This is a genomic window from Sphingobium cloacae, assembly GCF_002355855.1.
GTDB lineage: Bacteria > Pseudomonadota > Alphaproteobacteria > Sphingomonadales > Sphingomonadaceae > Sphingobium > Sphingobium cloacae.
Genome location: NZ_AP017657.1, coordinates 1 through 24,213, shown reverse-complemented (window position 1 = coordinate 24,213; position 24,213 = coordinate 1). Strand labels below are relative to the sequence as shown.

26 protein-coding genes and 3 pseudogenes are annotated in these 24,213 nt (G+C 62.1%); 13 read left to right on the top strand and 16 right to left on the bottom strand.

Annotation, left to right across the window (positions count from 1 at the left end; translation table 11 throughout):
* The first annotated feature begins 54 nt into the window (after positions 1 to 54).
* From SCLO_RS20615 to SCLO_RS20590, 7 genes and pseudogenes are all read left to right on the top strand, one after another.
* Positions 55 to 327, top strand: coding sequence for a conjugal transfer protein TraD (locus SCLO_RS20615; protein WP_066522247.1), 273 nt, complete (start codon positions 55 to 57; stop codon positions 325 to 327).
* A gap of 70 nt (positions 328 to 397) precedes the next feature.
* The gene (locus tag SCLO_RS20610) at positions 398 to 616 is read left to right on the top strand and encodes a conjugal transfer protein TraD (protein WP_066522250.1); all 219 of its coding nucleotides are present in this window, start codon (positions 398 to 400) and stop codon (positions 614 to 616) included.
* Positions 613 to 777, top strand: a complete 165-nt coding sequence (locus SCLO_RS23610) for a hypothetical protein (RefSeq protein ID WP_157080356.1) — start codon at positions 613 to 615, stop codon at positions 775 to 777. Before SCLO_RS20610 ends, SCLO_RS23610 begins: the two co-directional genes overlap by 4 nt.
* Positions 778 to 1,644: pseudogene (locus SCLO_RS20605) on the top strand (Tn3 family transposase); the annotation flags it as partial.
* 25 nt (positions 1,645 to 1,669) lie between these two features.
* On the top strand, positions 1,670 to 4,579 hold the full coding sequence (locus tag SCLO_RS20600; protein ID WP_006961814.1) for a Tn3 family transposase: 2,910 nt from the start codon (positions 1,670 to 1,672) through the stop codon (positions 4,577 to 4,579).
* A gap of 142 nt (positions 4,580 to 4,721) precedes the next feature.
* A complete protein-coding gene (locus tag SCLO_RS20595; RefSeq protein ID WP_006961816.1) occupies positions 4,722 to 5,588 on the top strand; it encodes a recombinase family protein in 867 nt (288 codons plus the stop codon).
* Between the two features lie 63 nt (positions 5,589 to 5,651).
* A pseudogene (locus tag SCLO_RS20590) lies at positions 5,652 to 5,936 on the top strand (Tn3 family transposase); the annotation flags it as partial.
* A 574-nt stretch (positions 5,937 to 6,510) separates the two neighbouring features.
* On the opposite strand, the gene SCLO_RS20585 reads toward SCLO_RS20590, so the two are convergent.
* The 4 genes from SCLO_RS20585 to SCLO_RS20570 form a co-directional block, all read right to left on the bottom strand.
* Entirely contained in the window at positions 6,511 to 7,470 is a 960-nt protein-coding gene (locus SCLO_RS20585; protein ID WP_066522322.1) for a replication initiator protein A, read from the bottom strand.
* The gene (locus SCLO_RS20580) at positions 7,467 to 7,802 is read right to left on the bottom strand and encodes a hypothetical protein (protein ID WP_066522319.1); all 336 of its coding nucleotides are present in this window, start codon (positions 7,800 to 7,802) and stop codon (positions 7,467 to 7,469) included. The genes SCLO_RS20585 and SCLO_RS20580 overlap by 4 nt, the downstream gene beginning before the upstream one ends.
* Positions 7,802 to 8,455 (bottom strand): ParA family protein, encoded by a 654-nt coding sequence (locus SCLO_RS20575; RefSeq protein WP_066522316.1) that lies wholly within the window; start codon positions 8,453 to 8,455, stop codon positions 7,802 to 7,804. The genes SCLO_RS20580 and SCLO_RS20575 overlap by 1 nt, the downstream gene beginning before the upstream one ends.
* 90 nt (positions 8,456 to 8,545) lie before the next feature.
* Entirely contained in the window at positions 8,546 to 9,151 is a 606-nt protein-coding gene (locus SCLO_RS20570) for a transcription elongation protein SprT (protein ID WP_066522323.1), read from the bottom strand.
* Between the two features lie 356 nt (positions 9,152 to 9,507).
* On the opposite strand from SCLO_RS20570, the gene SCLO_RS20565 reads away from it, so the two are divergent.
* Positions 9,508 to 9,933, top strand: a complete 426-nt coding sequence (locus SCLO_RS20565) for a putative toxin-antitoxin system toxin component, PIN family (protein ID WP_066522313.1) — start codon at positions 9,508 to 9,510, stop codon at positions 9,931 to 9,933.
* On the top strand, positions 9,930 to 10,211 hold the full coding sequence (locus SCLO_RS23080; protein WP_066522310.1) for a toxin-antitoxin system HicB family antitoxin: 282 nt from the start codon (positions 9,930 to 9,932) through the stop codon (positions 10,209 to 10,211). The genes SCLO_RS20565 and SCLO_RS23080 overlap by 4 nt, the downstream gene beginning before the upstream one ends.
* Positions 10,212 to 10,331: 120 nt before the next feature.
* On the opposite strand, the gene SCLO_RS20555 is transcribed toward SCLO_RS23080, so the two are convergent.
* The 4 genes from SCLO_RS20555 to SCLO_RS23510 all read right to left on the bottom strand — a co-directional run bounded on the left by SCLO_RS20555 (position 10,332) and on the right by SCLO_RS23510 (position 12,701).
* Positions 10,332 to 10,787: an SDR family NAD(P)-dependent oxidoreductase gene (locus SCLO_RS20555; protein WP_231923454.1), complete on the bottom strand. Its 456-nt coding sequence runs from the start codon at positions 10,785 to 10,787 to the stop codon at positions 10,332 to 10,334.
* Positions 10,788 to 10,854: 67 nt separating this feature from the next.
* Entirely contained in the window at positions 10,855 to 11,385 is a 531-nt protein-coding gene (locus SCLO_RS20550; protein WP_096362250.1) for a GNAT family N-acetyltransferase, read from the bottom strand.
* Positions 11,386 to 11,498: 113 nt separating this feature from the next.
* Complete coding sequence (locus SCLO_RS20540; RefSeq protein ID WP_013054031.1) at positions 11,499 to 12,263, bottom strand: IS6-like element IS6100 family transposase; 765 nt, start codon at positions 12,261 to 12,263, stop codon at positions 11,499 to 11,501.
* A gap of 84 nt (positions 12,264 to 12,347) precedes the next feature.
* Entirely contained in the window at positions 12,348 to 12,701 is a 354-nt protein-coding gene (locus SCLO_RS23510; protein ID WP_037487485.1) for a hypothetical protein, read from the bottom strand.
* Between the two features lie 152 nt (positions 12,702 to 12,853).
* Between SCLO_RS23510 and SCLO_RS20530 the strand changes: the two genes are divergently transcribed.
* The 3 genes and pseudogenes from SCLO_RS20530 (at position 12,854) to SCLO_RS20520 (ending at position 13,854) form a co-directional block, all read left to right on the top strand.
* On the top strand, positions 12,854 to 13,249 hold the full coding sequence (locus tag SCLO_RS20530) for a PepSY domain-containing protein (protein WP_066521301.1): 396 nt from the start codon (positions 12,854 to 12,856) through the stop codon (positions 13,247 to 13,249).
* Position 13,250: 1 nt separating this feature from the next.
* A pseudogene (locus tag SCLO_RS20525) lies at positions 13,251 to 13,478 on the top strand (response regulator); the annotation flags it as partial.
* A gap of 58 nt (positions 13,479 to 13,536) precedes the next feature.
* Positions 13,537 to 13,854 carry an ATP-binding protein gene (locus tag SCLO_RS20520; RefSeq protein ID WP_037487314.1) on the top strand — a complete coding sequence of 106 codons (318 nt, stop codon included), beginning with the start codon at positions 13,537 to 13,539 and terminating at the stop codon, positions 13,852 to 13,854.
* A 141-nt stretch (positions 13,855 to 13,995) separates the two neighbouring features.
* Here SCLO_RS20520 and SCLO_RS20515 read toward each other — a convergent pair whose 3' ends face one another.
* The 5 genes from SCLO_RS20515 to SCLO_RS20495 all read right to left on the bottom strand — a co-directional run bounded on the left by SCLO_RS20515 (position 13,996) and on the right by SCLO_RS20495 (position 17,607).
* Positions 13,996 to 15,231, bottom strand: a complete 1,236-nt coding sequence (locus SCLO_RS20515) for an NnrS family protein (RefSeq protein ID WP_051585721.1) — start codon at positions 15,229 to 15,231, stop codon at positions 13,996 to 13,998.
* 197 nt (positions 15,232 to 15,428) lie between these two features.
* A complete protein-coding gene (locus SCLO_RS20510; RefSeq protein WP_020819377.1) occupies positions 15,429 to 16,556 on the bottom strand; it encodes a tyrosine-type recombinase/integrase in 1,128 nt (375 codons plus the stop codon).
* A 13-nt stretch (positions 16,557 to 16,569) separates the two neighbouring features.
* Complete coding sequence (locus tag SCLO_RS20505; RefSeq protein WP_020819378.1) at positions 16,570 to 16,860, bottom strand: hypothetical protein; 291 nt, start codon at positions 16,858 to 16,860, stop codon at positions 16,570 to 16,572.
* A gap of 58 nt (positions 16,861 to 16,918) precedes the next feature.
* A complete protein-coding gene (locus SCLO_RS20500; protein ID WP_231923453.1) occupies positions 16,919 to 17,353 on the bottom strand; it encodes a type II toxin-antitoxin system VapC family toxin in 435 nt (144 codons plus the stop codon).
* Positions 17,326 to 17,607 (bottom strand): hypothetical protein, encoded by a 282-nt coding sequence (locus tag SCLO_RS20495; RefSeq protein WP_020819380.1) that lies wholly within the window; start codon positions 17,605 to 17,607, stop codon positions 17,326 to 17,328. Before SCLO_RS20495 ends, SCLO_RS20500 begins: the two co-directional genes overlap by 28 nt.
* Before the next feature lie 158 nt (positions 17,608 to 17,765).
* Between SCLO_RS20495 and SCLO_RS20490 the strand changes: the two genes are divergently transcribed.
* The gene (locus SCLO_RS20490) at positions 17,766 to 18,800 is read left to right on the top strand and encodes a hypothetical protein (protein WP_025160827.1); all 1,035 of its coding nucleotides are present in this window, start codon (positions 17,766 to 17,768) and stop codon (positions 18,798 to 18,800) included.
* Between the two features lie 1,938 nt (positions 18,801 to 20,738).
* On the opposite strand, the gene SCLO_RS20485 is transcribed toward SCLO_RS20490, so the two are convergent.
* The 3 genes from SCLO_RS20485 to SCLO_RS20475 form a co-directional block, all read right to left on the bottom strand.
* A complete protein-coding gene (locus SCLO_RS20485; RefSeq protein WP_020819382.1) occupies positions 20,739 to 21,869 on the bottom strand; it encodes a replication initiator protein A in 1,131 nt (376 codons plus the stop codon).
* 80 nt (positions 21,870 to 21,949) lie between these two features.
* Positions 21,950 to 23,020, bottom strand: a complete 1,071-nt coding sequence (locus SCLO_RS20480) for a ParB/RepB/Spo0J family partition protein (protein ID WP_025160828.1) — start codon at positions 23,018 to 23,020, stop codon at positions 21,950 to 21,952.
* Positions 23,017 to 24,213: an AAA family ATPase gene (locus SCLO_RS20475; RefSeq protein WP_015460581.1), complete on the bottom strand. Its 1,197-nt coding sequence runs from the start codon at positions 24,211 to 24,213 to the stop codon at positions 23,017 to 23,019. Before SCLO_RS20475 ends, SCLO_RS20480 begins: the two co-directional genes overlap by 4 nt.

The window sequence follows — 24,213 nt, the reverse complement described above, 5'->3', positions numbered from 1 at the left end:
CGCGTGATAATGCTACGCTGCGGCTTCTGTTCGACGGCCGCGAGGGAGAAGAATATGCGCAAGGCGCGCGACTACGACGCGGAGCTGAAAGCGCTGGGTGACAAGGCCAGGGCACTGAAGGCCAAGAAGGTGCAGCAGCTTGGCGAGCTGGTGGCAGCAACCGGGGCCGATGCTCTCGACATCGAGACGCTGGCGGGCGCGCTGCTCGACGCCGTTTCATCGAAGGATGCCGGTGCGAGGGAGGCGTGGCGCGCGAAAGGCTCCGCCTTCTTTCAGCGGCGCGGGCGCAAGGCTGGCAAAGGCGCTGCGGGCAACGGCGGGGAGTGAGGCGAAGCTGGCGCAGGCGGTGCGCAGGGCTGAGGCCGCGCAGCGCCGAACCGATACGAGAGGATGGGTCGTGCAACGCCGCGAACGCACCCGCCACCTGATCGAGCTGGGCGGCCTCGTCCAGAAAGCCGGCCTGGTCGATCTCGCCAACGACGATCGCGCAACGCTCTACGGCGCGATGCTCGAACTGGCGGCGAAGGCGCGCGACGACGGCAACGCGCTCGCGCTCTGGAAGCGGCGCGGCAAGCGAGCCTTCGACGCGGAAGCGGAAGGGAGCGAAGCACAATGAGCGCGCTGGACATCGAGGCGATACGGGTAGAGGTCCGCGTGCTCGACTATGAGCGGGGCAGCTCGGCCGACGCGGCGATGTGGCGCGAGGATGATGCCGACGCCCGCGCCAATCTCGCGATCGAGGGCATGGCGCTCACGCCCGCCGACGACGCGCTGTAACTCGCCCATCTTCACGACTGGCATATCAGCGAAGCCGCCTATGGCGCGGCGTTAGCCCGGCTGATCGACGCCCATCGCACCATGCCGCTCGCCGCACTGTGGGGAGACGGCACTACCTCGTCGAGCGACGGGCAACAGTTTCATGCTGGCGGTCGCGGGGCCGCAATCGGTGACATCAACGCGCGCAGCGGCAACGAACCGGGTGTCGCCTTTTACACGCATGTCTCGGATCGATATGATCCCTTCGCAAGCCGGGTGATCGCGGCAACTGCTGGCGAAGCGCCCTATGTTCTGGATGGCTTGCTCTATCACCAGAGCGGCCTCACGATCGAGGAGCACTATACCGATACGGGCGGGGCATCAGACCATGTATTTGGGCTCATGCCCTTCTTCGGCTACCGTTTCGCGCCGCGTCTGCGCGACATCAAGGACCGGCGCCTGCACCTGCTGTCGGGTCAGGAAGCCGGATCGCTGCTGGCCGGGATGACGGGCGATCCGATCGCTATGGCCCATGTCGGTGACCATTGGGACGAACTGTTGCGGTTCGCCACGTCGATCCGCACCGGCACCGTCACGGCGTCGGCCATGCTGCGCCGGCTGTCCGCCTATCCGCGGCAGAACGGACTCGCCCTCGCGCTGCGCGAGCTTGGTCGCCTCGAACGCTCGATCTTCATGCTCGACTGGCTGCGCGACATTGACCTGCGACGGCGCACCCAGGCTGGACTCAACAAGGGTGAGGCCCGCAACGCGCTCGCCCGCGCGCTCTTCTTGGCCCAGTCGGCCCGAAGCTGCGATTTTGGTCATCTTGGAGAACACGTCGGGAACGGGCTGGTTGTTGTTGACGATCGCCCATGCGAGGAACGACGTTCCGCTCCGATAAGGGAGCGGCGTTATGAGCCTTGGCGTTTCGAGTGGGGATCTGATCGGCTCCTGGAGCCTGAGTTTTTCGGACATCGCGTTCGTGACCGGCAAAGCGGAGACGGCACGACTGGGATTGGCGGTTCAGCTTAGATTTTTCGCCGGGCATGGCTTCTTTGTGCCGGATCATGCGTCGATACCCTCCGACGGTGTCTTGTATCTGGCGGAGCAACTTGGTCTCGATGCCAAATCCGTGAACCACTATGATTTTTCCGGGCGCACCGCCCGCCGGCATTGCGCGGAGATTTTGCGGCATCTCGGGTTCCGCCGTATGACGCAGACGGATCGCAGGGCGTTGTCGAGGTGGATTTCCGACGATCTTTGTGCGGGCGGGCAGCCGATCAATGCCATGCTCGAGCATGTTTTCCTGTGGTGCCGCGACCGCCGTATCTATGGGCCGTCGCGCAAGGAGCTGGAACGCCTCGTCCGTTCGCAACGACACCTCTATCTGGAGGCCCTGTTGGCCCGAGTCCGCGATCGGCTTGCGCCGGATGCGGTCGCCTTGCTGGAAGCCTCGCTCGCCGATCCCGATGGCCCGACCGGCTTCAACACGATGAAGGGGGATGCAGGTCAGGCGACGCTCGAAAACATTCTTGGCGTGACCGCCAAACTCGCCTTTATCCAACGGCTTGCTCTTCCCCGAGATTTCCTATCGGTCACGGGCAAGGCATGGGTCGATCAGATCGTTCGCCGGGTTGCCGGCGAGAAAGCCTCGGAGATGCGCCGGCATGTACCGGCGCGCCAGCTCGGGCTCTATGCCGTTTATCTGATGGCGCGGGAAGCTCAGCTTACGGATGCGATGGTCGACCTGCTGATCGAGACGGTCCATAAGATCGGATCGCGCTCGAAACGCAAGGTGGTGGGCGATATCGCGAAAGACATCGAGCGGGTCTATGGCAAGGAGCGACTCCTGGTCGAGATTGCCAGCGCTTCGATCGACGATCCATCCGGGCGCATCTGCGATGTCATTTTCCCAATCGCCGGCAAGGACAAACTGGCGGCGATCATCAAGGAAAGCCAGGCAAAGGGCGCCTTGGATCGGCGGATCTACAAGGTGATGCGGAGGTCATGGGCCAATCATTATCGCCGTATGCTGCCAAGCCTGCTTTCGGCACTGGAGTTCCGGTCGAACAACGCCGTGTGGCGTCCGGTGCTGGCGGCCCTGGACTGGATCAGAAGCAAAGTGGATGATGGATGCCGCTACGTGCCGCCGCACGCAGTGCCGGTCGACGAGGTCATTCCGGCGAGATGGCGCAGTTCCGTCATTGATGAAGAGGGGCGCGTAAACCGGATCAGTTATGAGCTTTGTGTCCTCGCGCAACTGCGCGATCGCATCCGTTCTAAGGAAATCTGGGTTGTCGGGGCGGACCGATACCGCAATCCCGATGACGATCTTCCCAAGGACTTCGATGCGCGGCGAGAAGCATATTACACAGGATTGAACCTGACGGCGGATGCGCGTGCATTTTCAAGCGCCATCCGGGAAGAGCTTGCTCAGGAACTGTTGCTCCTCAATGCCAATATTCCCCGGAACGACAAGGTTCGGCTGCTGTGGCGCGGCGAGAACCGTATATCTCTCACCCCGTTCAAACCCTTGCCCGAACCCAGGGGTCTCGCCTCGATCAAGACCGAGATCGGCCAACGCTGGCCGATGACCGGGCTGCTCGACGTACTGAAGGAGGCTGCCCTTGATACGGGACTTCTCGAAGCGTTCGAAACATCGGCCTCGCGTGTTGCACTGCCGAAAACCGCGCTGGATCAACGTCTCCTGCTATGCCTCTACGGCCTGGGAACGAATGCCGGGCTCAAGCGGATCGCCGGCGCCACCCCCGATGTCAGCTATGAAGAGCTGCTGCATGTCCATCGCCGCTTCGTTCATGCCGCGGCGCTCAAGGAGGCGTGTGCCAGGGTTGCGAATGCGACCCTGGCAATCCGCAATGCTGCAGTCTGGGGGGACGCCGGCACGGCCTGTGCGTCAGATTCCACAAAGTTCGGAGCCTGGGATCGCAACCTGATGACGGAATGGCATGCGCGTTATGGTGGACGGGGCGTCATGATCTACTGGCATGTCGAACGACGCGCGACATGCGTCTATTCCCAGCTCAAGCGCTGCTCTTCCTCCGAGGTCGCCTCCATGATCGAGGGCGTGCTGCGCCATTGCACCGACATGGAAATCCAGCGACAATATGTTGATAGTCATGGCCAAAGCGCGGTTGGCTTTGCATTTTGCCGGCTTCTCGGATTTGAGCTTGCACCCCGCCTGAAAGCGATCGCTCGCCAGAAGCTGGCTCTTCCCGATGTCGGCATGCGAACGCGGCTTCCCCACTTGCAGCCGATCCTCTCCAGTCCGATCAACTGGGATGAGATCGAGCAGCAATATGACGAGATGGTCAAATATGCAGCCGCGATGCAGACAAAAACCGCCGACCCGGAGGCGATCCTGCGCCGGTTTAGCCGCTCCGAGGTGATGCACCCGACCTACAAGGCGTTGAGTGAGCTGGGCCGCGCGGTCAAGACGATCTTCCTGTGCCGGTATCTGCGCGAGGAGTCCTTCCGCCGCGAAATTCATGAAGGCCTGAATGTCGTTGAAAACTGGAACAGTGCCAATGGGTTCGTTTTCTTCGGCAAGGGCGGCGAGATCGCCACTAACCGCATCGATGAGCAGCAGCTCTCGGTCCTGGCGCTACATTTGCTGCAAGCGTCGCTTGTCTATGTGAACACCCGAATGCTTCAGAGCGTGCTGGTGGAACCGAAATGGACGGGCCGGATGACGCCGGATGATTATCGCGGCCTCACACCGCTGATTTACAGCCACGTCAATCCTTATGGCCGCTTCGACCTCGATCTGAATAGCCGGATCGATTTTGGGCGGCTTGCTGCCTGACCGGGGCCTTTCCGCTCGCACCATTTGGGTGCACCCGAACGTGACGATCGGAAGTGACATATACGACATGTCACAAAAGGGTGGTTCCGTCACCAATGTTACTGTACGAGGGCAAAGCCACCCTAATGTGACGGATTTGCCCATGACCCGCGTCGGCTACGCCCGCGTCAGCACCATCGACCAGGATCTCGACATCCAGGTTGCCCGGTTGAAGGCAGCGGGCTGTGAAATCCTCCGCTCCGAAACAGGCTCGGGCGCATCGCGCACTGGACGCACGGAGCTTGAGACGATCATGCAGTTCCTGCGCGCCGATGACGAACTCGTCGTCCTGCGTCTCGATCGGCTCGGTCGCTCCACACGCGATGTTCTCAATCTGGTTCATGAACTCGACCAGAAGGGAGCCTCATTGCGGGTGCTTGAGCCGGAGGTGACGACGGCCGGAAGCATGGGGCGGATGGTGATCACCATTCTGGGCATGGTCGCGGACATGGAACTGACGTTCATCAAGGACCGGCAGCGCGCCGGGATCGAGGCGGCGCGCGCCGAAGGCGTCTACAAAGGCCGGAAGAAAAACATCGATGACGATGAAATCCGACGCCGGATCACCGCCGGCGCGAGCAAGGCCAGCGTCGCGCGCGACCTCAAGATCTCAAGAATGACCGTCTATCGGGCGCTTGACGTCATTCCTTCAAGGATCGGGCTGCCGGAAAAGCCGCCTTCTGTCACCATCGCCCTGCATCTGACCATCGAGAACTTCAACAAGCATGGTCGTGGCAGAAAGCCCGCTCGCGAGCGCATTGAGGCGATGCTGGAGCGGGATTACCAGATGCAAAAGACCGGGAACTGCGATTACACGCTGACCGTCGCCTATGATCAGGGTGCCGATGGCGTCAGCCTCGATGATGAGATCGCATCTCTCCAGACAGAGATGTTCAACATCGCAGAGAGCTACAGGTGCTCGATCGAGACCGATGTTTACGAGATTGGAGGACAAGAGCGAGCCTGGTAGATCGCCATGTTCAATCTTTGTTCTTCAACATGGCCAAAATCGCAGCTTCGGGCCGACTGGGCCTTCTTCAACCAGCTCGGCGAGCTGCGCGATCGGCGGTTCGAGAACCAGACCTATCGTGCATCCGGCCTCAACCTGCTCGTTGCCGCCATCATCCTGTGGAACACCCGCTATCTCGAAATGGCGCTGGCGGACATCAGCACACCCGACGAGATTGCGCGCCACATCGCCCCATTGGGGTGGGAGCATATCTCACTGACTGGCGACTATAGCTGGAATGTCGATGATCGCCCCGATCCGGATGCCCTGCGACCGCTTCGCGCCGTCAATTCGCTGCTTGCCGCGTAATGTTCGTCATCCGTTCGCCCTTAGCGTGCAGATACGTCACTTTCGTGTAGTCACCCCTGGAAAGCCAATTTGCGACGGTGCCGCTGGGTGCGGCGCTGGATGGTTGGGTGTGGTGGTTCTGCAATCCCACACACCAACAAAATACGTGCCGGCGAAGCCGGCTCATTATGGGGATGCCGGGTGGGAGGATCGCTCAAGCGATCCGGGGCGGCCGAAGGCCGCGAGCCGGCGGGGCGAAGCCCCAAGAGGCGGCGCTTCTCCGTTAGGGATTCTGTTAAAAGAGGAATCGTTAAGTAAGTTAAGCCGGTCTGAAAGCGGTTTTTTCCGTTTTTCTGCAAAGGTTTGGGAATCGGCCCGGTGGGTGATCCCACGTGATTCGGTGTGTGAAACCACGAAGGCCGGGTGTGTGAAACCACGACGCCAAGGTGGGCGAAACCACGATGCCGGGAGCTGATCCGGCGCGACTTATCCACAGCCCGAAGCCCAAAAGCCGCGTAATCCGGCGTTCCGAGTCGCGGATACGGCGACGCTGGCGAAGCGCCGGAGTCAAGCCGGTGGGTGATACCACGATAGTTCAGCGCGTCCCGCCGCGTGCGAGGCGATCCATCAGGTCGTCCACCTCCTGCGTTCGCCGGCGATCGGCGTCCATGCGCTCCCGGCGTTCGCGGTCGGCCTCTAGCCTGGCGTGCAGCTCGGCGGCCTCGGCCGCGCCGCGCAACTGGAACAGCACCGCCGGCGCGCCATCGACGGTCTGCGTCATTGCCAGCGTATATTCGGGGAGCTGATCGGCCTCGATGATCTTCCGCAACATGCGGTTGAACTCCTTGGGCTGGGCGTCGCTGCCGGCCTTCTCGCGCAGCATTTCGACGCGACAGGTCCACCCTCCCCGCTGTTGGCCCGCGTGCTTGCGCGCGATCCGGTAGAGCGCGCGTTCAAGCCCGCCAGTCAGCAGGAAATAATCCTGGTGCATGGTGAGCAACGACCGCTCGCTGACGATGCCCTCATAGACCCAATTCGACAGGGTGATGGTCATGCCGCGCGGCTGATCGGTGTCCGGGTCCACCTCAAGCGACCATCCGTCCAGCCACCCGAATTGCGCCTCCGTGCGGCGCTTGGGCGCGCGCAGCGACGTGCGAATGGAAGTCGTCTCTAAGCGCGACATGGCGGCTTGCAGCTCCTGATAGGCCCGCCCCCCGGTGCCGCGCCGGATGCCGCGCAACAGGTCGTAGGTGGTCGTGGTGAGCGTGCGGGGCAGGTCGTTGACGCCCTGCTCCTTCATCCGGTTGAGGACGGACGCGGCCCATATCAGAATATCGGCGTCCCATATCGTCGCCATGCCATAGGCCGGCATCGCCTCGACCTTCACCCACGCCTCGCCGTCCGGGCTGCGATATTCGATCGGCTTGAGGCGCTTGCGCTTCTGGAGCGAGAAAAACGGGCGCTCCATCATCTCCCGCTGATCTTTCAGCGGAAGGTCGTTCATCAACGGAATGAAGAAATCGAACTCGGGGTTCGGATCGCGCCGCTTGCTCACGGCGCGAACCGGGCATGGCCGCGCTGCACGAGATATTGCCGCAACAGCCGCTCGGTGATGATGGTCAGCGGCTCGCCGCCCTCCTCGACGCTAAGCTGCCGCAAGGTGCGGTGCATATCCTCGGGAATGTGGATCAATACCGGCTTTTTGCCGGGGTGGCTGCTGCGCCGCGCCGGCGCGGCGCTGGATGCGCCCTGCGTCCCCTCCCCTGCCCGCTTCGGCCGCGATCGGGCACCGGGTTCCCGCGCCGGCTGCGCCGGCCCGGGCGCTGGCGCTGCCTCAGGTTCGGGATCATCGAAGATTCCGGCCAGGGCCGACGATTTCTTGGCCATTACGCTACCTCGCTTAGTGGCTTATTCGCATAACCGCTTAGTCGCTTAGCCTCGGCGAAGGCGGCGCGCAACTCGGCCGCCGCCTTGCTCTCGGGGTCCAGCTCGATCGCGGTCTTGCCGATCGGCGTCGCCTTGTAGAAGTCCTTGCGGAAGTGCAGCACGGAATCGAACACCGCCACCCCCTTCGCCGCGAAGCCGGCGCGCGCCTCGGCCCCCTCCCCGCCCTGGTGCGGCACTTGCGTCAGGATCACGGCGAACGGCGTTCCCGCCTGCTGCACTTGCTTGACGGTTTGCAGCACCGAATGAACGTCCAGGCCGCGCGGCGCGACCGGGATCACCACGAAATCGGCCTGCTCGGCCGCCAGCATGGCAATGTCCTTTGAGTTCGCCGGCGTGTCGATGATGATAAGGTCCAACTTGCCGCTCTCACGGCCGCGCGAGACGTGCAGCGGCAAGCCCGCGACGCTGCTGTCCTTCACCAATACATCGTCGGTTTCCCGGCGCTCCGACCAATAGAGCGCCGACCCCTGCCGATCGTCGGCATCGAGGATCACGACCGCCGCCCCTTCGCGGGCGGCCTCCACGGCAAAGGCGGTTGCGATGGTCGTTTTCGACTGCCCGCCCTTCTGTGCGATGATAGCCCAAGTCTGCATGACGGCTCCTGCTAAGCGACTAAGCGGCTTATATCGCTTAGTCGCTTAGCAGGCAAGCCGCGCCGCTTAGTCGGCTATTCGCTTAGTCGCTTAGCTCTTCCCTTCGCCTTCATCGTCGTCCAGCGGCTCATGCTCCATCCGGCTATGATCCTCGATCGGGCAGAGCGGCGCACCGGCCAGCTCAAGCCATTTGCGCGCGGTCCGCACCGTATAGCCGCACGTCGCGCACTCGCATTTGAGCATCCGGGTTGTCTGCTTCCTGGGCGCGGTGGATTCGCCGTCCGTGTCGAGACGGGCATGGGGGAGGGGGCGAACGGCGTCCATGATCGGCGCGATGGCCGCAAAAAACGCCTCACCGGGGGTGGTGGCGCGCATCGGCCCGACCAGGCCAAGCCCCAGCGCGACCCGTTTAAACGCCTTCCCATGCCCTGCCGGGATGCCGACAGCGGCGTGGACCAGCTCATGCGCGAGGATGGCCGCGATCTGCGCCGGCATGGCGTCGGGCGCATGGGCGAGGTCCGGGCGAATGAAGATTTCAAAATGCCCGTCCGCGCTCAAGCGGTTATCCCAGCACTCGCCGATCGCTTTGGCCTTCGCGCCTCTGCTGGTGAAGCCGATCGCCACGCGCACGCGATCGGGCAGGGGCGCCGGCAGGAGAGGGGGGCAGCGGGAATCGACGGGGTGGTGCGGGCGCAGGGAGCGAGGCGACTGAGCCACGGCCCGTCTATTCCCGTTGCTGGGGAGAGGGGGCGGAACGCTCTCTCCCCACGCAAACAGACGACGCGCCGGCGCACGCCGACACATGCAGCGAGATCCGCTTGCGATCTCGCCCCGCCATGTGGTTCGTCACCTTGGGCCAAGACCGCTTGCGGGCTTGGGGAGCGTAGCGAGTAGGGCCACGGTGCCGCGAAGCGGCAGGCGCTTAATCACTTAGTCGCTTGGTAGCTTATTTGCTTAGTCTCGGTCCCGCCCGAAGAATCTCGAATGACGGGAAGGGAAGGGCGCTCCAAGGCATCTGGAAAAACATCCCATAGGATGTTATATAGGTCGTGATGCAAAGGATTGTGGTGGATACCTCGGTGATTGTGACGGCGCTACGGAGCCGGACAGGAGCGGGCTTCGCGTTGGTGCGTGCTGCTCGGGATCGCCGGGTGACGCTGCTCGCCACGCCGACCTTGTTTTTCGAGTATGAGGACGTGCTGAAACGGAACGTGCAGCGTGAAGTATCCGGCCTTACGCTGGATGACGTGGACAGGTTTCTAGGTGCGCTCGCTATACTGGTTGAGCCGGTCGAGGTGCATATGCGCTGGCGTCCCCAGCTCCGTGATCCTGATGACGAAATGGTGCTGGAAACGGCAATCAACGGACGCGCTGATGCGCTTGTGACTTACAATATCCGGGATTTCAGCGACGCAGCGCCCCGGTTCGGAGTCCGGTTGCTGCGACCGGCTGATGTGTTGAAGGAGTTAAGCGAATGAGCAAGGCGACTTACCCGCTCAAGCTGCCGACCTCGATCAAGGCGGCGGCGGCGCGACTGGCGAAGGAAGATGGCGTAAGCCTCAATCAATGGATCGCAACGGCCGTGGCCCAAAAGATCGGCGTTGTGGAGACGGCTGCGGAGTTCTTCAAGCGGCGCTCCAAAGGCTACACGCTGGATGATCTCGACCGCGTTCTTGACAAGGTGCCCAATCGGCCGCCCGAACCCGGCGACGAATTGCCAGAAGGCTGGACGCCCGACCGTCTGCGCCGCCAGTAATCACACTTGCAGGGGTGACTACACGAAAGTGACGTATCTGCACGCTAACGGCGAACAAACGGGGTCCGCTGCCAGCATAGGCTTTCGGTGAGCGCTGAACCTGTCCGCGAACATGGGTCGCTATTGCGGACGCCTGTACGGGAGGGCGGCAAGCCGGCTGACCAACGATCGAGGCAGAGCCCTGCTTGCCAGATATGTGAGCCTGTTGCCCATCCCCGGCACGGCGAAGGATCGCCGATGAACCAAGGCGTGGACCACATGGGCGGCGCACCGGTCAACGTCCATCAAACCCAACTTCCCCCACTTCAAATCGCTGAGGGCAGCCATGTCGGTGTCGATGCCCCCTGGTACGAAAGATCCGACGCTCACCCCCGTCCCGGCAAGCTCGACGGAAAGTGCCCGCATGAGATTACTCACATAGGCTTTCGACGCGCCGTAGACCGCCTGGAACGGTACGGATGTTTCGCCTGCCAGGCTCGACACTGCGATTATTGAGACTTCAGACTGTTGCCGCTTGAAAATTTCGACCAGGCGGACCAGCAAATCCGTGAAGCCGAGTATGTTTGTTTCAATCACTTCGGGGGCGTTTGCGGGAGGGGGCGGAATCCTACGCCAAGCTCGCCCAGATAGCCGGCGCGAGATCTTACTTGTTGCTGCCTTCTACGGTCGCGCCAGAAAGGCGACGGCTCAGTTCTATCCGGCGATGGCTACGCATTTTGAAGGTGTCTGGCCCAACGCGCCGATACTCAATGAAGCCGAGAGAACGCCAAAATCGCTCTGCCGCTTCATTCGCTTCCAGCACGGCCAACCGAATCTCTGTGGCACCTCCCGCAGCGGCCCAGCTTTCGACCGTCGAGTAAATTGAGCGTCCGACGCCACGACCACGCTGTGCGGCATCTACGATCATGAAGCCGAGATACCATGTGCCATCACGCGGATAATCGCGGAGGATGGCCGCGATTGCATATAGGCCGCCAGGCCCCTTCCATCCCAGGACAGCTTGATTATGGGCGCTCTTTTCGGGCGGCACATCGGAGAAAAGCTCGCGAGCATCGTCCAGCGTGGGCGCGGCCCCGTCCTGCAACAGGAAATAGTCGCTGCAACGGTTGTACAGGTCTGCAACGTCTGCGGCGTCCGCTTGGGTAAGTTTGATCGGGGCTCCCGTCATCATCATCGCGTTTTGGCAGCAAGCACGCGCTGACCGTAATCCCGGAGTTCCCCGTTGGGACCGACGGCTCTGTTGCAAAGATTGGCGGCAGTCACAGGTAGGCTGTCGCTCTGCGCCGATCAGGCGGCTGCTGCGAAATGGTGGTTGAGCATGTCCATGGCCTCCGTCAGTGCCGAGGGCCCAATGCCGAAAGCTCTCTCCACAAGGCGCACCTCTCCCCTGATGCCGGGCTGCAGGCACCAGGGACGAGCCTGTCCTTTGCGCAGGGCTCGCATGACTTCGAATCCCTTGATCGTGGCATAGGCCGTGGGGATCGATTTGAAACCGCGCACCGGCTTGATCAGCATCTTGAGCTTTCCGTGATCGGCCTCGATCACGTTATTGAGATACTTCACCTGCCGGTGGGCCGTTTCCTGGTCCAGCTTTCCTTCGCGCTTCAATTCGGTGATCGCTGCACCATAGCTCGGCGCTTTGTCAGTATTGAGCGTGGCCGGCTTTTCCCAGTGCTTCAGGCCTCGCAGGGCCTTGCCCAGGAACCGCTTCGCTGCCTTGGCGCTGCGGGTCGGCGACAGGTAGAAATCGATCGTGTCGCCCCGCTTGTCGACTGCCCGGTACAGGTAGGTCCACTTGCCCCGCACCTTGACGTAGGTTTCATCCAGGCGCCAGCTCGGATCAAAGCCACGCCGCCAGAACCAGCGCAGCCGCTTCTCCATCTCCGGGGCGTAGCGCTGGACCCAGCGATAGATCGTCGTATGGTCGACCGAAATGCCGCGTTCCGCCAGCATTTCCTCAAGGTCGCGATAGCTGATCGGATAGCGACAATACCAGCGCACCGCCCACAGGATCACATCACCCTGGAAATGGCGCCACTTGAAATCCGTCATCGCTCCATCCGTTCAATCTCCGCCAAGCATGCTCAAGCTTCACGATTTTTGCAACAGAGCCGCTTGCCTCGCAGAACAGCCGACTCAATCGTCCCAGTCGCGGTCACGACGCACCGACAGGACGCGCTGTCCCCGCCGGTCCATGTGCAGCGTGATCTCCCGGCCCTGTGCGTCGAAGCCTTCGACTTCGAGACGCCCGTCGTCCCGTTCGATTTCCACCACATCGACTATTCCTGCGCGCTTGACTGCATCGACATTCGGTACACGCATTGGGCCAAAGCGGCGCCGCTCGTCGAAATCGTCGTCCCAGTGCGCGTTGGCAAAAAATGGCTGATTCTTCGCCGCGGCCGGCACCGGTTCCGCCAGCGCTGTCGAAGCAACGACGATACCTCCTACGCCCGCGGCGCCAAGCGCTACAGCCAACAAGCTCCGTTTCATTCTCGTGTCTCCTGATCGAGTCACCTTGGCGATGACCCGTCCAACATGCCCCCCGCTGCCTGACAGCGATCCAACCCGGGCCGTCAGCGGGGTGTCAGGACCGATCAGGCAGATCTTACTCCATGGGTCCCCGGCATCGAACATTGGTAGCGATGGTCCTGGCGCTGCTGAGCGCCTGTGATGGCGGCGGCGCAGGCGACCAGGCAAATCCGGCGCGCCAGCCGGACGTGCCGGAGAACAGGGCCCCCCTCCCGCCGCCGCCCCCCTCCCCCGCCGAAGAAGGTGCCGGCTCTCAAGAACAGGTCGCGATTGTCGCGGCCGGCACGGAACAGGCGCCGTCCCGGTCCCTCGATCCATCGCTGCTCCCCCTCGAACGCATCCTCAAGATCGCGCAACGTCGGGTCGCCGGTGACGTCATCGATGTCGAATTGGAAGACGACGACGGCACACCTGAGTATGAAATAACGATCCTCACTGCCGACAGCCGTTCGATCGAGATGAAGATCGACGCGCGAAGCGGCACGATCCGCGAACTCGAAGAAGACTGAAATGCGCCTGCTGCTGGTTGAAGATGATGAAGCAATCGCCAAGGGCCTGTCGGACGCCCTTGCCCGCGCCGGATTCACGGTCGATCACGCGGAAGATGGGGAGAAGGCGTGGGTGATGGGCGGGGATGAGGATTATGACGTGGTGGTGCTGGATCTCGGCCTTCCCCGCCTTGATGGCCTGACCGTTCTCAAGCGCTGGCGAAGTGAAGGGAGGACATTTCCGATCATCATCCTTTCGGCACGCGGCGCATGGCTCGACAAGGTGGAAGGCATCGAGGTTGGCGCCGATGAGCGTCGAAGCCGCGCTCGAGGCATTGGGGGCCATCGTCGAAAATGCGGCGCGCTACGCCAGCGCGACAGTCGAGGTGCTTGCCGGATCGGACGGGAAGGGCCGCTGGATCGAGGTGAACGACGATGGCCCCGGTATTCCGCTTCATCTTCATTCGGCCGTGCTCGAGCGCGGTGTGCGCCTTGACGAACGGGGCCAAAATCACGGCCTCGGCCTCTCAATCGCCCGGGAAATCGTCGAGGCGAGCGGTGGCGAGCTGTCCTTGCGATCCAATGCAAGCGGCGGCCTTTCCGTGCTTCTGAAATGGAATGAGTGATAGCCAAGCGGACGGCTGATACTCCAGCACACCTGATCCACGCGTATCCGCGATGAACAGATCGCCAATGAATGCTGACGCCGAGGCTGACAATCGGAGCCAACAGCTTAGCGAAGCCCACGCTGAAAGCTGACTTCAGTTCTAACCTGAAGGGTTGTCGACCCTCGCGGCAAAGAGCATCGGTCCATAGACGGCAAGAAAGACAAGGAACGCACCGCCCCAACAGAGCCCGGCGATTTCCATGCCCACATTGTAATCGAATACGCCGCTTGGTGCTCCGATACGTAGCAACGCGCCGAATGTAATCAGAGTATATGCGAGCACGGTCCCCGCATCGGCCTTCAATGGCCGCCCGGTATGTCCCAGGGTAGCGCGTGACATCACGGCTAGGATCATCGTCGCCATGGCACCAGCGGTGAGGGCGTGAATTGCGGCCGAACGGGAGACAAGAGCCCCAAACCCGACAGCGGCGATCAGAAGCAAGCCTGTCGGTATCCAGAGATAACCGATATGGAGGATGAGCACGAGCGGATCGCGCAGCGTCCGCCAGCCTCGCCACCTCGACATTCGGACCAATTGAAGCGCACCGGACGCCGAGAGCAGCCAGGGCACGACGCGCGCCTCGGGAGAAACGGTCCAGACCAACAAGGCAATCCCGGTTACTCCGATGACCACCAGATCGAAGCGCGTCGGTTGGCCGGGGAGCCCGTCCTTCATTCCTTGCTTCGCCATCCAGTTGCGCGTGAACGACGGGATGATGCGCCCGCCAATGAGCGAAATCATCAAAACGACCAGCGTGATTGCCGCCCGCCACCCAAGGTCGGGATCGCCTATCACTCCCGCGCCTGCCGCATGATCGAGCGCATTTGCAATTCCGAACAGGAGAACCAGAGCTACGACGGGAAGGTTGCGGTTTTTCGCCGCAATCACCTCGCGCGCGGCAACCGCCGCAAGCACGCAGTAAAAGCCGACATCAATTGCCGCCGCAACGACCGGTCCAGTCAACGCGGAAAAGAGGACGCCAAGCCGTCCCATCAACCAGAGACCGGTCAACATGGCGAGGGGCATCCCCGCAATGGGAAGGCGGCCTGTCCAGTTCGGAATGGCCGTCAGGAGGAATCCCGCGATGACCGCGCCCACAAAGCCGAACAGCATTTCGTGTCGATGCCACGCGAGCGGGTCGAGGACCGTGGGGAGAACAATCTCGCCCGCCAGGGTGAGCAGCCACAAAGTCAGCGCGGCAACGGCCCAGAGCGGCCCCAGGAAGAAGAACGGCCGGAAAGCACCTCGCAGGATCGGGGGCGAGGCAGCCATTCGGGCGCGCCGCAACGCGAGCATCTGCTCGCCTCTTGTCGATGTCGCCTGATTGATCGTCATCTTCCTGACGAGCGCTCCTCTCGACGTCACGAGACGAAACTAGAACATTTTTTCCGCCCAGGCGATCACGATGATGACAGGCCGGGTAAGAGGCCTGGCCCGTTCCGCTCCGCTGGCGGATCTCTCGAGGTGAGAAAGCTGCATTTCGCAGCGGATGCGGCAACCGCGATACGCCTACGGCGCAATGCGGCGCTTGGTCAGGCGTGCTCCTTTGAAAAGCGCGCGGCGAGCCGTGCACTTGCCCCGCTCCTGGTCGCGAGCCTGGCGCCATACCGCATCACGGTCTTGGGATCGCGCCAGCGGTACGCCTGCATGATTGCAGGCAGAGCCTCCCCCGCCGCGAAATTGTCCTGCGCGACCCCGACCCGGATCGAATGCGACGATACCGCCGATACCCAGCGTTCCAGCTCCGCTTCCGAGATCGGCCCGAGCAGCTTCTTTGCCCAGGCGGCCCGAATGACCCGCCTGTAGATGAGCGTGATGCTGTTGGGGTGCAGCCGTTCGGTGCCGATCGCCGCGACCGACCCATCAAAATGCGTTTCGACCCGGCGGAACAGCGGTCCTTTGCGGATGCCTGCCTTCTCGCGCCATCTCGCGATCGCATCCATCGTCGCAGGCGAAAGATAGGCATAGGCCCCCTCCCCTTCCCGGTCGGTCTTGCTCGACGGAATGAACAGCGTGCCCGCGCCATCGCTGTCCGGCCCTTCGATATGTCCGACCTCGATCGCCACCAACTCGGACCGGCGCGCCCCGGCGTCATAGGCCACGCGCAGCAGGGCGGCGTCCCGCAAGCCCAGCTCGTCCCGACGGCATGCCTTCAGGAGATGGACAAGGCAAACGCCCGACGGCGGGCTGTCGAGATCCGCGATGTCACCCTTGAAGCGCAGCGCGCGCGCCTGGCGCTGGCGGACGCCGAGCGATTTGCGCGCCGCTTTCATCTCGAGCTTGACCAGCGGTGCGGCGGTGGGATCGGCAATGCCCGCCATTCGGTATGCCCAACCGACGTTTACGATGTAGCGTTCAATCGTCGCCATCGCCCGAATCGTTTCGTCGGACAGCTCGAGCCCAGCAAGCGATCGAACCCAGCGGGAGACGTCGTGTGGCTTGGCCGACGGCGGGTCGAGGCGATTGCGGCGGCACCATTGTCCCCAGATGGTCAGGTCCGATCGGAACGCGCGGCGTGTATTATGCGACCAGCCCCGGACGGCAGCAGACACAAGTTCCGCATCGATCGGCGCAGATGCACCGACCAGGTCGCGCACGTCGCGCACCACCAAGTCGAGCACAGCGCCATCGCGCACGTCCATGGCTGCCGAAAGCGTCATCGGGAGCGTCTCGTCACGCGCCCCCTGTCAGATCGGCAGGACGCGCCCTCCAACGATCCTGATCGTGGCGCCGCCATTCGGGGTCGATCGCCATCACCTCGCGATCGAGGATCTCGACGATGCGCTGCGCGGCTGGCCTCCCGAGCAGCACGTCCGCCGCGTCGTAGATGCCGCGGCCGTAGCGGCCGACGAGCAATGCCGCCAACCCCGGCGTTTCTTCTCCGCGCGATACGGCAACTGCCCGGCTTCGCGCATAATCCGTTACCAGCGCGGTGAGCTTACCTTCTGCGGCATGTTCGTCCATTGACTTCTCCGTGCTCTAGCCGTTGGCCGCGAGCGCATTCAGGCTTCTTGGTCCACTTTCACCAAGGCCGACTGGCCTTGTGAAGCGCGATATCCGTCACCGCGAAATCCTTGCCCGTGCACAGCAGCGGCTCGCCGCGTTCTCTGGCCACAGCATAGACCATAAGGTCGAGCAGGTTGAGCGGTCCGCCATTGCCGTTCCCAGAACCGTAAAGCGGTTCGGCTTCGTTTGCGATCCTCGCGTGGTCATGCGTGAACGCCAGTGTCGCGCAGCCGCGGCGTTCGAACTTGGCAAGCATATCCTCAGCTTCGGCCCGCAGACCAAATCGCTGGTTGCTCGCGACACGCACAAACTCAACCATGGCGGGTGCCGGAATTCCGCCTCGTTCGGCGACGATCGCCTCGACCAGCGCCTCACTGCCCTCCTCGCCCGTCAGCACCGCGATCAGCGCCGAAGTATCAATGATCATCGGGGCAACCCGTCCTCGTCCCAAAGCTCGGCGTCAATCTCCGCCATGGTCGGATATGTTCGCTTGGGGACGCGCGCTTGGATCGCCCTAATCTCCGCAAGGAACGCGTCTCGGTCCTTTTCCTTTGGCAGCGGCATCCGGTCCAGCGCCTCTTCGATAATTTCAACCTGGCTGCGGCCGTCGCGGGCGAGCAGTTCGAGGCGCTTGAGCGCATGATCGGAGCGGATGGTGATGGCGCGCTGTTTGCGGCGCGGCGGATGATGGGCGGCAGTAGCCACGACGGCACTCCTACGGTTCAGATTTGATCGGCCCCTGATTATAGTGGCCGTGCTGCTACAGCGCAAGCACGGTTCATCTAATGTTGATAACGATCCATTATCAACACTAGGCATCCGGGCATACTTTACTGAACTTTGCTTTCAGTTCACTATTGGGCATGGCTGACATGCCCTCGCCCGCCTCTTATGGCCCCGATTATACCCCACAAATGGCGGCAGCCATAGCGTCTTGCACCGCGTCCATTTCTCGCCTGGATGCCCGAATTTCCGTCAGTTCCGCCGCCTCGGCATGGAACCGGCGGGCTACCTGGTCAGGCTATGCGCGGGCGCTGCAACTGCAATCGGCCGAGGTCGACGAAATCGACGTATTTTCCTGGGGTTGCGGGCTCCAGATCCCCGGCCGGCCGCTGCGCTCGACCACCCTCGACCTGTTCGACCGCTTCGATGCGTGGGCCGCGGCGCTCGCCGATCCCGACCCGCTCGCCTGGCGCGATACGCTGCCCACCGCCATCAGCGCGCCGGCGGTTGCCACGCAGCACCCTGCCCTCGTCCGCGCGCTCGATCAGGTCCGCCAACACGCGCTGGCGGATGGCGGCATCCTGCCCTGGCTCGGCCTGCCGTTCGCGCTACGCGATAGCGGCCTCTCCGCGAGCACCCTCCCCTGCCTCGCCGGCGGCGCCAAGGCGTTCCGGCTGAAGCGCAAACCCGACGCCGATGATTGGCTGGCGGTGTTGCGGGCGCTCGAACGATCGGCGCGCGAGGGTCTGGAACGGCTTCACGATCTGGAGAAATTTCATCGCAACGCCCAACGCGCGATCGTCGAAGCGTTCCGTCCGGGCGCCCTCCCCCGGCTGCTCGCGCTCACGCATCATCGCCCGCTGCTATCGCCCCAGGGAGTTGCCGATGCGCTGGCCCTCAGCGTCGCCGGAGCGAGCAAGCTGCTGGAGCGGGCCGTCGCCGCGGATCTTCTGGTCGAGATTACCCAGCGGCGCAGCTGGCGGCTGTTTCTGCCACCGGACCTTGCGGTCGAATTCGGTTATGCAGCACCGAAGCGCGGCCGTCCGGCGAAGGAGCCCCCTCCCCTGCCCGCGAGCCGCGACCTCACCGTGGCTTTCGATGCATTTGATCAGGAAATGGCCGCCATCGACAAGCTGCTTACAAGCGCGCGCGGGCCAAAGCTTTCGTCGCCATGACAGGTGTTGCGAATCAAATGCGAATTTGCGGTGGGAGCAAGTGGGGTTCACAATCATGTGCGCTCTGATTTTGATCACAAACTTGTGACAACTGGCCCAAAATACGGCCCAGCCAGACGCCCGCACAGAGCGATTTGACGCTATTCATGAGGCCGTGGATGCCAGAAGGCCCAAAAGCGCCTGGTAAGGCTCTGGCGGCGTTTTAGGACTATTTCTCGGTTTGTTCCGATTTTGAGGGGTGCGCTGGATATGAAGCACCCTGGCTTCGGCGGTATGTACCCTAACATTTCACAAGCTGATCGAACGAGGTGATGTCGCGTGAGCGCTACGCCAGCTGGATGCCCGTTCGATGGCAGACGTTCAGCATCGAGGTAGATCCAGGCTTCCAACAGGCCCTCGAGAGTTTGGACTTCGATCTGGGCTCGCCGACATTCGATTCTTTCGAAGGCGTCGAGGCAGACCCGGTGATGAGGTAGGTCAGGCGACAGGATGAGGTGAACCGGGATCTCGTCCGCCATCGTCCGCGGGAATCAAGGCAGGGTAGCCAAGATGATGGGACCAGCTTCGAGTGCGCATCGTCGAGTGTTGTCGCGCTGATTGATCGGGAGGCGGGCGATGCACGGTTCGGCAGCGGATGTTGAACGCCATCCTCTGGATGCTCTATGCTCGTGCGAGATCGGGCACTGGGCCTTGTCATTGTGTTCGGTGCTTGCCGATGGCGTCCCCTCCCCCTTCAATCTTTTCAAAGAAAGGGAGAAGCGCCGCAGGCGCCGTTAATTCCTTTAGAAATAAAGATAGAAAGTTAGGCTGTGGATGCGCCGGACGCGACTCATGGATTCATCACGAGTCGGGGAATTCAGCGCGTTCCCGTAATACCGTCTGACCGTTCCTGAAATACCCTGTGCGGTGTTCCCATTGGACCGTGATTCGGTTCCCAATGTACCGTGCGCCGTTCCTGAAATACCGTGTGGGCGGGTCATTGGAGATCGGGGCGGAAAGGGCGGTAAAACGCGTTTTACTCGATGCTACATCCCTGATTTCCCGGAGTTTTGAGCTTCCTGACGACACAGGCGGACACAGTTGATAGCCACTCTTGTAGCCGCGATCATGACACTCGGGCACTTGCTGGCCGGGAAATCGGCAAGGCCTCCCGACTCTCCCACGGTATATTAGGAACGAAGGGCCGATCGAGACAGGCGGCCAGCCTCTGGAGCGGAGTTTCGCTCTGGTTTGAACTTCAATGACTGGCTGCCGGGCGCTTGAAACGGCGGTCGCCGGGCCATCATCTCCGGGCCTGGCGAGGCGTGAATACACGTCGATGGCGCGGTACTTTGGGAACGGCCGCCTATTGGGCTCGGCCGTTTGATCTCGTCTGCCATGGCGGACCGAGGCGGCGGAGTTTTCCTCCGCACGGTATTTCAGGAACGCCTGATCGATTGCCGCGGAGCCGATCTCGATGAACGATCGCAGCGTTCCCCCCTTCCCTTCCCTCTCGTTCCAGGAAGCGCCGGCACGAGATTGACCCGCCATCTGCTTTATCCGGCTTATATCCTGGTTGCTTGGAAACGACGTGCGATGATCGAAAGGGTGTCCGCGTTCCTGATGTACCCGGCGCCGGTCAACTGGTGGGATGATCGATGCCCGAGCCTGGCCCGGAAGGACGTAACGGCTTGGCCAAGGTGGCTGTGACTTCGGCCCGCACAGCGTAATAGGCGAAAATAATGGCGGCAACGCCCGGCCGCTGAGCCCCGCGTCATGGCTGAGATCTCATATTCTATGGGATAGCGTCCCGGTAGGACGGGGTGCTCGGTGGGGAGGGGCCGCGCAACTGCCGGCCCTTGTCCGTCGGTACTTCAGGAACGCAAGAACTATGCGCAACTCGGGTAGCGGAAGGTTGTTCCTGAAAGGCCGCGCTGTTCGAAGCGGCGCTGTAGCGCGCTACAGCGCCGCGCGTTGCTTCGAACAGAATGTTGCGAAGATCTGCGTGATGTTCCTGGCGTCGTATGCGATTTCGCGCTGCCTCAGGAATGACCGAAAGTCGTCGGCGACCATGCCGTGGTCACGCTGCGGTTCGGGCAGGTTGGCCCGTGCGATGGCGCCAAAGGCGCTATGGGCGATATGTCCATATTCCGGGAAGGCGATCGGCGGTTCGTCGATCGCCTTGTCTTGTGCGGAAGGAGTAGCCCGGCCAGGCGTGGGTGCAGTCTGGACCAGGGCAGGGGAGGGGGCTCCGGGTTCGCTCGTGAGGTTGCGCCTGACCATGCGCAGGAACGGTTCGGCCTCTGCGCGCAATTCCAGTTCGAGCGCGTAACCCGGCAGCGCGTTTTCCCGGACGATCTTGGTCATCTCGAATTTGAAGCGACGATAGTCACCTTCCGCGCCCGATTTTTCGAACAGCGTCGGCATGGAGATCGCGAAGCCGTCCGTTCCGGCGCCGCCGGCGTGCTTGCGCGCAACCCGGTACAGCCAGCGTTCTCTCCCCCCGGTGAGCGAGAAATAGGCGGGATCGATCGCGAGGACGCCGCCTTCCATCAGCACGCCGTCGTAAAACCACTTGGCGAGGGTGATGCGCATACCTCGCACGTTGCCCGTGCGGTCCTTGAGCTGACTGTAGCTGTCGATCCAGGAGAAAGTGGTTTCGACAGCGTCGCCCGAGCGGATATTGGTCTTCACCGTGGTTGACTGCAGACGGTCAAGCGCATTGCCCAGCAAGTCATAGGCTCGGCCGCCGACCTCGCGTTTGAGTGTCCTGAGCATGTCGTAGGGCACGACGTTCAAGGTTTGCGGAATGTCGTTCGCACCGCGGCGCTTATGTTCGATGAGCACCGAGGCGCAGTAGATCAGGATGTCGAGATCGTAGATCGTGGCGAGGCCATATTCCGAGTTGGCCGAAACATGGACGGTAACTTTTCGGTCCGGACTGACATAGTCGATCGGCTTCAGGCGCTTGCGCTTGGACAGGGAAAAGAATGGGCGTTCCATCGTTTCGCGCTGGTCGCGAAGCGGCAGTGCCGTCAGTTGCGGCAGAAAGAGGTCTACTTGACCGTCTTCGCGGTAGTCCTGTGGCATCTCATGTCCTGCAACACGCGTAAAACGCGTTTTACTCCATCATAACGATTTGAAAATAAAAGATTTATTGTGGATTCTCATTATCGCGCAAATCTCGCGCTCTCGATGACCGGACGCAGTGCGTCCAGAATCTCATCGACCGATGCGCGGCCTTTTGGATTGATGTTGATCGTGATGCCCTTCGCCTTGGTATCGGCGAGAACTTGTCCGATCTCCTTGCCCGAAGCTGCCGTCAGAGCCGGCTTCGCCTTTGGCGAAGGCGCAGGCCTGGAAGGTGTCACGGCCGCGGCCAGGCGTTCGCAGACTTTGCTGCCCTCGATCTTTTCCGCGCCGGCGGCCAGCAGCTCTTTCTGCTCGGCGGCGATTATGGCCGCCTCACCGAGAATGGCGTCGCGATAGCGCTCATCCTTGATGAGCGGCGACAGGCGCATGCCGTGACGGACCTTCAGGTCGCCTGGTTCCGCAAATGCGCTCACCACCTCGTCGGGGAGTTCGGCGAGTTGCAGCAGATTGTGAAGATTCTGCTTGGGGATCGCCAGGCGCTCGGCCATCTGCGCCCTGACGCCCTTATAATAGGCTTCCACCGCGTGCCGATAATTTCGGGCCCGCTCGAGATCGGTGACGTCCTCGCGCTCCCGGTTTTCCAGGTCCGCGAGACGGAAGGCGCCTTCGTCATCGAGCGTTTCGATCCGGGCTACGAGTTCGATCTCGCTATGGTTGTTCGCATGGAGCCAGGAGATCGAAAAATGACGACGTGTGCCGACGATCAGCTCATAGGGCTGTTCGGCATTGGGGGTTCGCCTGACGACCACCGGTTCGCGATTGGTTCCTTCCTCCCTGATCGATTCAATCAGGGAGGCGCAGCGGTCATAGCTAAGCGCCGCATAGTCGCGCGCATTGCCTGGCCAGATCGAGCATTCCGACGGCTTCAGGCGAATGGTGAGGCGCTTGACGGTGCGCGCGATCTCATCGAACGCAACCCCGCGCCGTTCGAGGAAGGACGGTGTCGCCGGTTCTTCGGCGGGCTTTTCTCGATCCGCGTGATCCCCGGCGACGGGACCATCGGCCGCGCGTGTCGGGGGCGGTGTCGTGCCGATGCTTTCGATGGCGTTCGCCAAGAGACTCCGCCGTCTGCCCCCCGCGCTGCTCATGCGGCCTCCGTCAACCGATCGGTGCCAAGCTGCGCCATCCGCGATGGCCACTGCTTGCAGATGTCTTTCTCTACCTCGCGGAAGACCATGTTGAGATTGTCGCGGCAGCGAACATAGGTCTGATGCGAGCCGTAGGGTTTGTTGATCTCGTAAATCGAAGACATCGAAAGTCCCGCATTCTTGATCTCTTCCGAGAGCAGAATCGGTGTCGAGAGCATTTGTCCGGCGTAGGTCTTCTCCATGACCTGGAGCATCTGCGCCTCGTTCGTGCGACTGGGCTGGAACATCGTGCAGACGACCCGAATGAAGCCATAGTCGATCGACGTGTCGAACTTGGAGACGAGATCCATCGCCTCGCGGCAGGTCTGCATGAAATGAATGGTCGACAGATAGTCGAGCTGCCGGGCAGGGACGGGGATCAACAGGCCATCGGCCGCAGTCAGCGTGTTCACGCCGAGAAACCCCATGGCCGGGGGAGGGTCGAGAATGACGACGTCATAGTCGTGACGAACTTCCTCCAGTCCGATCCGCAGCATGCGGAACGCGCCCGCGATCGCTGTCGGTCCTTCCTCGATCGTCGCGGTCAGTTCCCATTCGGTGTCCTGCAGGCCGAGGTTCGCCGGGCAGATGTCGATATTGGGCCAGGCTGTCTTCTGGATCGTCTTGCGCAGCGAATCCGCTTCGTCGATGCGCGGCGACAGGAAATTCGACAGCGTATGGGTCTCGTCGACCAAGGCCTCGAGATTGACGTCGAACATCACGCTCATCGAAGCCTGGGGATCGCAGTCCACGACAAGAACCCGGTAACCCCGCAGGGCAAGATAATCGGCAAGGTGCTTGCCCGTGGTCGATTTGCTGACACCGCCCTTGAAATTCTGCACGGCCACGACGACCGCTCGCTCGGACGGCAATTTGCCCATCTTGATACCGAGCGCTTCGCGAATCGCGATCAAATCCTCGACCGTGTAATATCTGCGCCCGTTGGCGGACGTCTTCGGCGCAGGAAGGCGTCCACGCGCTTCCGCCTTGGACAGGGCTTCGGGCGTCCTCCCCAGAAACTCCGCGGCGACCGAGGCCCCCATTGAAATATTGAGGGTTTTCCTGTCGGATGGATCTATCGCCGCTTGCCGCAGAACGGTTTTTGCATTCTCGCACGAGGTGATCATCGCATCGAGAATCTGACCCGACAGCAT

What these genes read in the sequence shown, in the direction of transcription:
- SCLO_RS20615 (WP_066522247.1), top strand. Translation starts at nt 55, where the DNA reads ATGCGCAAGGCGCGCGACTACGACGCGGAGCTGAAAGCGCTGGGTGAC.
- SCLO_RS23610 (WP_157080356.1), top strand. Translation starts at nt 613, where the DNA reads ATGAGCGCGCTGGACATCGAGGCGATACGGGTAGAGGTCCGCGTGCTC.
- SCLO_RS20600 (WP_006961814.1), top strand. Translation starts at nt 1,670, where the DNA reads ATGAGCCTTGGCGTTTCGAGTGGGGATCTGATCGGCTCCTGGAGCCTG.
- SCLO_RS20595 (WP_006961816.1), top strand. Translation starts at nt 4,722, where the DNA reads ATGACCCGCGTCGGCTACGCCCGCGTCAGCACCATCGACCAGGATCTC.
- SCLO_RS20580 (WP_066522319.1), bottom strand. Translation starts at nt 7,802, where the DNA reads ATGGCCAAGAAATCGTCGGCCCTGGCCGGAATCTTCGATGATCCCGAA.
- SCLO_RS20575 (WP_066522316.1), bottom strand. Translation starts at nt 8,455, where the DNA reads ATGCAGACTTGGGCTATCATCGCACAGAAGGGCGGGCAGTCGAAAACG.
- SCLO_RS20565 (WP_066522313.1), top strand. Translation starts at nt 9,508, where the DNA reads ATGCAAAGGATTGTGGTGGATACCTCGGTGATTGTGACGGCGCTACGG.
- SCLO_RS23080 (WP_066522310.1), top strand. Translation starts at nt 9,930, where the DNA reads ATGAGCAAGGCGACTTACCCGCTCAAGCTGCCGACCTCGATCAAGGCG.
- SCLO_RS20550 (WP_096362250.1), bottom strand. Translation starts at nt 11,385, where the DNA reads ATGATGATGACGGGAGCCCCGATCAAACTTACCCAAGCGGACGCCGCA.
- SCLO_RS20540 (WP_013054031.1), bottom strand. Translation starts at nt 12,263, where the DNA reads ATGACGGATTTCAAGTGGCGCCATTTCCAGGGTGATGTGATCCTGTGG.
- SCLO_RS23510 (WP_037487485.1), bottom strand. Translation starts at nt 12,701, where the DNA reads ATGAAACGGAGCTTGTTGGCTGTAGCGCTTGGCGCCGCGGGCGTAGGA.
- SCLO_RS20530 (WP_066521301.1), top strand. Translation starts at nt 12,854, where the DNA reads ATGGTCCTGGCGCTGCTGAGCGCCTGTGATGGCGGCGGCGCAGGCGAC.
- SCLO_RS20520 (WP_037487314.1), top strand. Translation starts at nt 13,537, where the DNA reads ATGAGCGTCGAAGCCGCGCTCGAGGCATTGGGGGCCATCGTCGAAAAT.
- SCLO_RS20515 (WP_051585721.1), bottom strand. Translation starts at nt 15,231, where the DNA reads ATGACGATCAATCAGGCGACATCGACAAGAGGCGAGCAGATGCTCGCG.
- SCLO_RS20510 (WP_020819377.1), bottom strand. Translation starts at nt 16,556, where the DNA reads ATGACGCTTTCGGCAGCCATGGACGTGCGCGATGGCGCTGTGCTCGAC.
- SCLO_RS20505 (WP_020819378.1), bottom strand. Translation starts at nt 16,860, where the DNA reads ATGGACGAACATGCCGCAGAAGGTAAGCTCACCGCGCTGGTAACGGAT.
- SCLO_RS20490 (WP_025160827.1), top strand. Translation starts at nt 17,766, where the DNA reads ATGGCTGACATGCCCTCGCCCGCCTCTTATGGCCCCGATTATACCCCA.
- SCLO_RS20485 (WP_020819382.1), bottom strand. Translation starts at nt 21,869, where the DNA reads ATGCCACAGGACTACCGCGAAGACGGTCAAGTAGACCTCTTTCTGCCG.
- SCLO_RS20480 (WP_025160828.1), bottom strand. Translation starts at nt 23,020, where the DNA reads ATGAGCAGCGCGGGGGGCAGACGGCGGAGTCTCTTGGCGAACGCCATC.
- SCLO_RS20475 (WP_015460581.1), bottom strand. Translation starts at nt 24,213, where the DNA reads ATGCTGTCGGGTCAGATTCTCGATGCGATGATCACCTCGTGCGAGAAT.